Raw genomic sequence first — 6,405 nt, 5'->3', positions numbered from 1 at the left:
TAGTTTCTTAACCGGACTGAGTTCCCGTCGTTTTTCTTTTCGTACCTGGACATCTTCTTCAAGTTGGATACCATTCGTTTCCTTTTCAACTTTTTTCACTAATGCTTTTTCTATTTGAGTTAGTTTTTCCTCTGCCGTTAAAGAGGACGTTTCGTCTTGAGCAGACAGTTCATGCCCTTCTTCATTTGTAATGGTCTGAATCTGTTGGTACATTTCTTCGATTTTTTCTTGTAGCTTCGCCTCAAATTTGGTCGTCGCCTTTTTCCACACAAATGAATACCTGTTTGCACTGGCTTCAATTTTTGTTCCGTCTAGGAAATAGTTCTCCATTGTGATGTGCTTTTCTTCTATTAGTTGATGGATCATTTCTTCAAATAGCTTCGGAAGGAGCTTTTCCATTTGTTGTGTGCGAAATCGATTAATCGTTCGATAATCCGGTTTCTGCAGGGCAGCCAGCCATATTGTTGGGATATTTTCTTCAACCAGTTTAGCGATTTCACGACAGGAATAGACTTTTTGAGAATAGGCATACAAAATGACTTTCGTCATCATTTTGGGATGGTAAGAGCTACGTCCGCCACCATTATAGTGCTCAAAAAAGACTTTATCTTCTACTGATTCAATCATTTGATCGATTACACGCGCCACGTGGTGAACCGGAATGAGATCCTGAATGTCAAAAATAACAGTGGTTTGTTGGTTATCATAGGGAATAAAAGTAGGTGTGGAATTTCGTTTTTGAGGAACGGTAGTTTCCTCTTGAATGGTGAGTGGTAGTATAGTCTGTTCCATGTTATAATTTTCTGTAGTAATCTTTGGATTGCTCATAAATAATCGTCCTTTCGTAAATGGTGTGTGGTAACTTCATTTTACTAAAAAGGGCGATTTTTTTGTGCATAAATTTCATAAAAAAAGGGTTGCCCTAAAAGTCATTTTCCTGACTTTTGGGACAGCCCCGTTTAGAGTTAGGGAAGTACCGGATACGAAATACTTACAAACATATCTCGGTTGATAAGATGCCGATAAAGGATCTTGCGCAGAAGATTACGGCGAAGGGTGAAGGTAGTAAGGGTATTACAAAAGGTGAATATAAAAATTTGAGGAAAAAGACACCAAGTAACGAAATAAGAAAAATGGTTAATCCAGATGGTCCTAAAGTAGACCCAGTATACGGGTATGAAGTTGATAAGTTTGAAGCAGACCATATTGTTTCAATGAAAGAAATAACTGAAATGGATGGATTCAGTGGGTTAACTCGAGAACAACAAATAGAAATTCTAAATCTAAAAGATAATTTTGTTGGTCTTGGAAAATCTTCGAATGCATCTAAGGGGGCTCATAGTTGGGCTGAATGGAAAGGGCATTCTAAGATGGGAGAGGTTCCTGTTAATGTTAGAATGGAAATGATAGAAAAAGAGGAACAAGCTAGAGAAGCTCTAAAAGTAGCTATAGAAGAGAGGTTGAAGTAATGAACAAATTTGAAAAGATTATTATGGGTAAAATCATTATAGTGACTGCCGAAAAAGAATTAGAACCTCAAGTAGAAACTTTGTTTGCTATATTAGAACAGGTAGATCGTAATAAATTAATTCATGGTTTCTCTCTACAAGTAGGTTGGTCCGTCTTTTATTTACATGAGAGAGAAACCGGGAGTTTTATATTGACTTCTCCTGATTATACTAGAAATCCATTTGAAGATATAACAGAAGATTTAACTTTAGCATTGTGGGTACAACTAGAACAAGGTCATTTTTTGAGAAAGATAAATGTCGAAGGTTTATCAATAAAATTTAGTGATAAAATCATACTTTCTAAAGGTGTACTAGAACTCGAGAAAATATATTTACAAAGAAATGGAGATGTAGAAAAAGGAGATTCAGGTTGGTATATAGGTCCTGTAGAAGATAATAATAACACGGAGTTGTATGCTCTATATGCTTATCAACTACTAAAAATTAAACCAGAAATCATTCAAGTGCTTGCTTTACCAAATGACTATATGGTTGTTTTTGAAGGTAATGAAATAAAAGCAGTATTAAACGAAAACGATGTAGATGTTTTTTAAAGGCTCCATATAGATTTTATATACGAAAAGGTATCTCTGTTCCGTATGATTTCCTTCGCGATGAACGTGATATAAGAGTATCATTCGATTGTACGTGGGATGATAAAACTGGTTTAGGGGTTCGTCTCATAAATGAAAAAGTAAAAAGTAGGGTATCAAGATGTCGCAATTTAAATTCACTAGTTGTTAGGTGAAATTTCTATGAGTAACAGCAAAACAGCAGATTTAATATTGGAGATATATTGTATTAATATTTGAAAATATTAATCATAAAGTTTTTGGAGAATAAGAATAGATTTTTGATGAGCCAGAAAGAGAATGTAAGACCTTAATATCAGTTAAGGTCTTTTTGCCGTAAAGAAGATAGATGTAATGAGTTCGTAGGCGGGCAGCCAAGGCCGCAGACAAAATGGCAAACGGGACGAAATTCATCCCCTACAGCAAAGAATATGTACATAATAAAGTCCAGAAAGCCCAAGGCACAATCAAAGATATGGGCAAGTCCCTCGGGAAAGTGGAAGTGCCAACTGGAGTTAATGTTAGGACAGTAGCCGATACGACTGGAAATACTTATAAAGCTATTGGTGTGGATAAGACGACGATAAAGGATCTTGCGCAGAAGATAACGGCGAAGAGTGAAGGTAGTAAGGGTACGGGGAATGGTAAATCAGGAGAAAAGAGTTCTCTTGCACCTGGTGGAGGATTGGCTGCACATGAGGTAAAAGGTGGGCATTTGATTGAAAGACATGTTGGAAAAACTGATGAAGAGTTATTAGAGAGAATAAAGAATAATCCTAGAATTAATGGGTCTTCTACTTTTAAAGATAGGGCTACTGCTGAGAAAGTTGTTAGTACAGCCTTAAGCGAAATTAATAACAAAAATGCGATTAAATCTTGGATGAGTAATTCACAAAGTAAGTCAAACTTAGTTTTGACTTATGAAGGAACCGAAGTTATTGGGCGTGGAGTAAAAAGAGGTTCTACCACTGTTGAAAATATGTCAAATGCTAGAATTATTTTGAAAAAGGATGGAGAAGGAAATTACATTTTAACTGGCTATCCAAATTAATACTCAAGAGGTGAGATGTTATGTTGTCTTCTAACAAACTAGAAGAATCAGTTTTTCAGTTCTTGGCCGGAACTTTTCATCAAGATATTGATTCTTCAGAAGTGGCATTACAAGAATTATTAACAGAAGAAAGTATAGAATATCTAGAATCTGCTATTGTCTTTTTAACAGATTTTATTAGAAGTAGTAAGTATTCAGATATTCAAAAGAATGAATATATTCAAAGTTGTGCAGATGGTGTATACTTTCCTGCTCTTGATTTACAACCACTTCAGTGGCTCTATCAAGTAATTGAACAAATAAAAGAAGCTGTTAAAGAAAAATAACAACTATATCCCGGATAACGGACACTAATAAAAAAGTGCCTAGTTGTTCGGGATTTTCTATATCGAAAGAGAACTCTTTATAAATTAATTTATGTACGAAAAGTGGGCGCAAATAAAAAAAGTCTCATTATCATATCCATTCGATCTTCCTAAACTTTTAATGCCGAACGAATAGCCGCGAGCACGAAGGTCGCAGACAAAATGGCAAACGGGACAAAGTTCATCCCCTACAGCAAGGAATTTGTGCAAAATAAAGTCCAGAAAGTCCAAGGCTCAATCAAGGATATGAGCAAGGCCATCGGGAAAGTGGAAGTGCCAATTGGGGTTAAGGTTAGGACAGTAGCCGATACGACTGGAAATACTTATAAAGTTATTGGTGTGGATAAGACGTCGGTAAAGGATCTTGCGCAGAAGATTACGGCGAAGGGTGAGGGTAGTAAGGCTGTTGCTGTAACTAAATATGGTAGTCATTTTTTAGAAGAATTCAAATTGAAACCTAATGTACAATATGAAACGAATGGATATTTATATCAAACAGATGATTTAGGAAGAATTAAGAGAGTTTCCGGAGAATTAACTTTAGAGATGGGAGAGCGTAATACTAAACATCAGTTAGCTGCTGGGGGGGAAGATAGAGTTAAAGCTCCTAGTACTCAAGGAGATCATGGCGGACATTTAATTGGTACGCAATTTAATGGGTCTCCGCTTATTGATAACATAGTTGCAATGAACGAGTCGAACAATAGAGGAACAAGAAGATGATGACTATTTTGCCAATGCGGTTAACATACAAACCGTGGTGGTTTTGGGTACCTGGTGGCCACTAGAGCCTTTCACCAAATGACTTATGAAGTAAACTTCCCCCTCTATTGAATCAGTCGAATATATATAATTGACATTGAGAATCATTTTCATTTATAGTGAAGGTATAGTGAAAAAAGTTCTCAATTAGGAAGGTGAGAGGAAGAAGGTACTTATCGGTTTTTTATCCGGTACTACCGAGAATATGGCCGTAATTATGAAGAATTGCCTGACAACTGTAGGCTGAAAGTATATACGGAGAGGCTGGATACCGGAGAAGTAGACACTTTAAAGGAGTTTGATTTGACCCTTTATCGGTGTATATACATGGAATAAAGAGGAATGACCTTGTGGAGCAATCAAGTGAATCTTGCGCGAAATGAAGATTATATGTTTGAGTTCGGGCGATTTGGGTTATAGAAATCCTTGTGACGCGATACAGATTTTTTTAGAAAAAATGAAAGAATGCTGTGGTCATAAATGGTGATTGGATTCTATAAGTCCATCATGAACCTACTACATTTAATCCAGTAAAGAAATGCGAAGATTATGCAGATCACTCTTATATGGGGAAGAGAAAGTAGGGATTTTTCCGTTCAATCGAATATGATGTATCCCAACCTAGGAGAGAGTCTGTTTATTTATGAAGGAGGGTTTTCATGAGAACCCAAATAGATAAAAAGGGAGAAGCAAATAAAGATCAGCTTATCCAAGAACTATTGAAATTCGGCATTTTCAAGAAAAACGATAAACAATTATATGAGTTACCAGTTATTGTACTCCAAAAAGAATTCAATCAGCTAAGAGGTGAATGGAAGAATGCCTAGAAGAACAAAATCATTTAATCAACTGCTTAAAGAGAACCGAAATACCTTGCTTCAAGACAAACGTGAATTGGAACGAATCTTTATCAAAATCGATCAAAAAGCAACGGGTGAGGTTAAAAGCGATCGACAAGTACACTCGTCATGATATCCTATGCTCACATATATAAGGAAACCGATACCAGTCTATGTTTCGGTTTTTCATATGCTAGACACCATATTTCTGATTTTGATAGTTGATGTCCAAACCAAAACAAACAGTGTCATGACAAATGGCGCTTCTGAAGCAGCTGCATCCGGTTCACCCCTTGTATTTACGATAGGGACATAGTAATGGTTCTAAAAGGAATAATGAAAGCATATAAAAAAGGAACGGGTTCTACTCATGTGTAGAGTCCGTTCTTTTTTGTCACGTGCTCCCATCACATCCAGGCATTATGGCAGAATATCAATGGACAGTACGTAGGAGGGATACCATGTTAGTCGGTCATATTAAGGAAATCGTGCGGCATCCTGTTAAATCGTTTCGTGGGGAGAGCGTCCAAAAAACGAATGTCATGCAGTACGGGGTATATGGAGATCGCAGTCATGCGTTTTTGGATGAAACGAGGCCAGGTAAATTTTTGACCATCACTCAACATCAGAAAATGGTTCAATATCAAGCGCGATTTGTCGGGGAAGAGTCGATGGTTGCTTATCCCACAGTGGAAATTACCTCACCGGAAGGAAAGGTCATCACTTGGGGGGATGAGGATTTACTCAGGGCCATGGAAAATGAATCGAAGCGGAAGGTTTCTTTCATTGAATATTCGCCTACCCATGTACCATTGGGAGCGATAGAAGCGGAGCCTATTCAACTGGTGACGGATGCGTCCCTGAACGAATTACAAACGATATGGGGGAAAGACCATCTTGACCACCGACGGTTTCGGCCCAACTTCGTCATCTCGTTAACCGATAAAATCCCATTCATTGAACAAACCTGGTTCGGAAAACGGATGAAAATAGGCCGGGATGTGGAAATCGAATTGAGAAGGCCCTGTGAAAGGTGCATGATCATCACGGTGAATCCGGACGATGCAAAACGGGACCCCACTTTGCAAAAAGCGGTCCAAAAGAACTGTGCTAACCATTTTGGCGTGTATGCGTCTGTCACTCGAACAGGGGAAATAGGGGTCGGAGATGAAGCATTCCTTCTAGACTGAAAATAGGAACACTGCCTACTAATGATAAAAGGCAGTGTTATTTGGTTTTATCTCCCATTACTCCATTACGATATTGAAAAAATGGTAAAATAAAGGTGACTTATGCGGGGAGTTG

Annotated in this window: 8 protein-coding genes and 2 pseudogenes; 9 read left to right on the top strand and 1 reads right to left on the bottom strand. The window is 37.7% G+C overall.

All coding sequences use genetic code 11. The features are described from left to right. Window positions 1–828, bottom strand: an 828-nt coding sequence (locus ACQKL6_RS06620; RefSeq protein WP_427650870.1) for a transposase, incomplete at its 3' end; no start/stop codon positions are given. Between the two features lie 116 nt (window positions 829–944). Here ACQKL6_RS06620 and ACQKL6_RS06615 point away from each other — a divergent pair. The 9 genes and pseudogenes from ACQKL6_RS06615 (at window position 945) to ACQKL6_RS06575 (ending at window position 6,290) form a co-directional block, all read left to right on the top strand. Next, on the top strand, window positions 945–1,469 hold the full coding sequence (locus ACQKL6_RS06615; protein ID WP_427650869.1) for a hypothetical protein: 525 nt from the start codon (window positions 945–947) through the stop codon (window positions 1,467–1,469). After that, window positions 1,469–2,065 (top strand): immunity protein Imm33 domain-containing protein, encoded by a 597-nt coding sequence (locus ACQKL6_RS06610; RefSeq protein WP_402876156.1) that lies wholly within the window; start codon window positions 1,469–1,471, stop codon window positions 2,063–2,065. The genes ACQKL6_RS06615 and ACQKL6_RS06610 overlap by 1 nt, the downstream gene beginning before the upstream one ends. A gap of 29 nt (window positions 2,066–2,094) precedes the next feature. Continuing rightward, window positions 2,095–2,239 (top strand): annotated as a pseudogene (locus ACQKL6_RS06605) (DUF6985 domain-containing protein); the annotation flags it as partial. 496 nt (window positions 2,240–2,735) lie between these two features. Beyond that, window positions 2,736–3,134, top strand: a pseudogene (locus ACQKL6_RS06600) (RNase A-like domain-containing protein); the annotation flags it as partial. A gap of 20 nt (window positions 3,135–3,154) precedes the next feature. Then, on the top strand, window positions 3,155–3,460 hold the full coding sequence (locus ACQKL6_RS06595) for a contact-dependent growth inhibition system immunity protein (protein WP_402873258.1): 306 nt from the start codon (window positions 3,155–3,157) through the stop codon (window positions 3,458–3,460). 201 nt (window positions 3,461–3,661) lie between these two features. Then, complete coding sequence (locus ACQKL6_RS06590; RefSeq protein WP_402873261.1) at window positions 3,662–4,222, top strand: DNA/RNA non-specific endonuclease; 561 nt, start codon at window positions 3,662–3,664, stop codon at window positions 4,220–4,222. Window positions 4,223–4,920: 698 nt separating this feature from the next. After that, window positions 4,921–5,088 carry a Fur-regulated basic protein FbpA gene (locus ACQKL6_RS06585; RefSeq protein WP_427650868.1) on the top strand — a complete coding sequence of 56 codons (168 nt, stop codon included), beginning with the start codon at window positions 4,921–4,923 and terminating at the stop codon, window positions 5,086–5,088. Beyond that, a complete protein-coding gene (locus ACQKL6_RS06580) occupies window positions 5,081–5,233 on the top strand; it encodes an FbpB family small basic protein (protein ID WP_402873267.1) in 153 nt (50 codons plus the stop codon). Before ACQKL6_RS06585 ends, ACQKL6_RS06580 begins: the two co-directional genes overlap by 8 nt. A gap of 328 nt (window positions 5,234–5,561) precedes the next feature. Next, window positions 5,562–6,290, top strand: coding sequence for an MOSC domain-containing protein (locus ACQKL6_RS06575; RefSeq protein ID WP_427650867.1), 729 nt, complete (start codon window positions 5,562–5,564; stop codon window positions 6,288–6,290). The last annotated feature ends 115 nt before the right edge of the window (window positions 6,291–6,405 follow it).

Origin of the sequence: Peribacillus sp. NPDC097197, from assembly GCF_050278025.1 — a bacterium.
Taxonomy (GTDB): domain Bacteria; phylum Bacillota; class Bacilli; order Bacillales; family DSM-1321; genus Peribacillus.
This window is presented reverse-complemented; position numbering and strand designations above follow the sequence as displayed.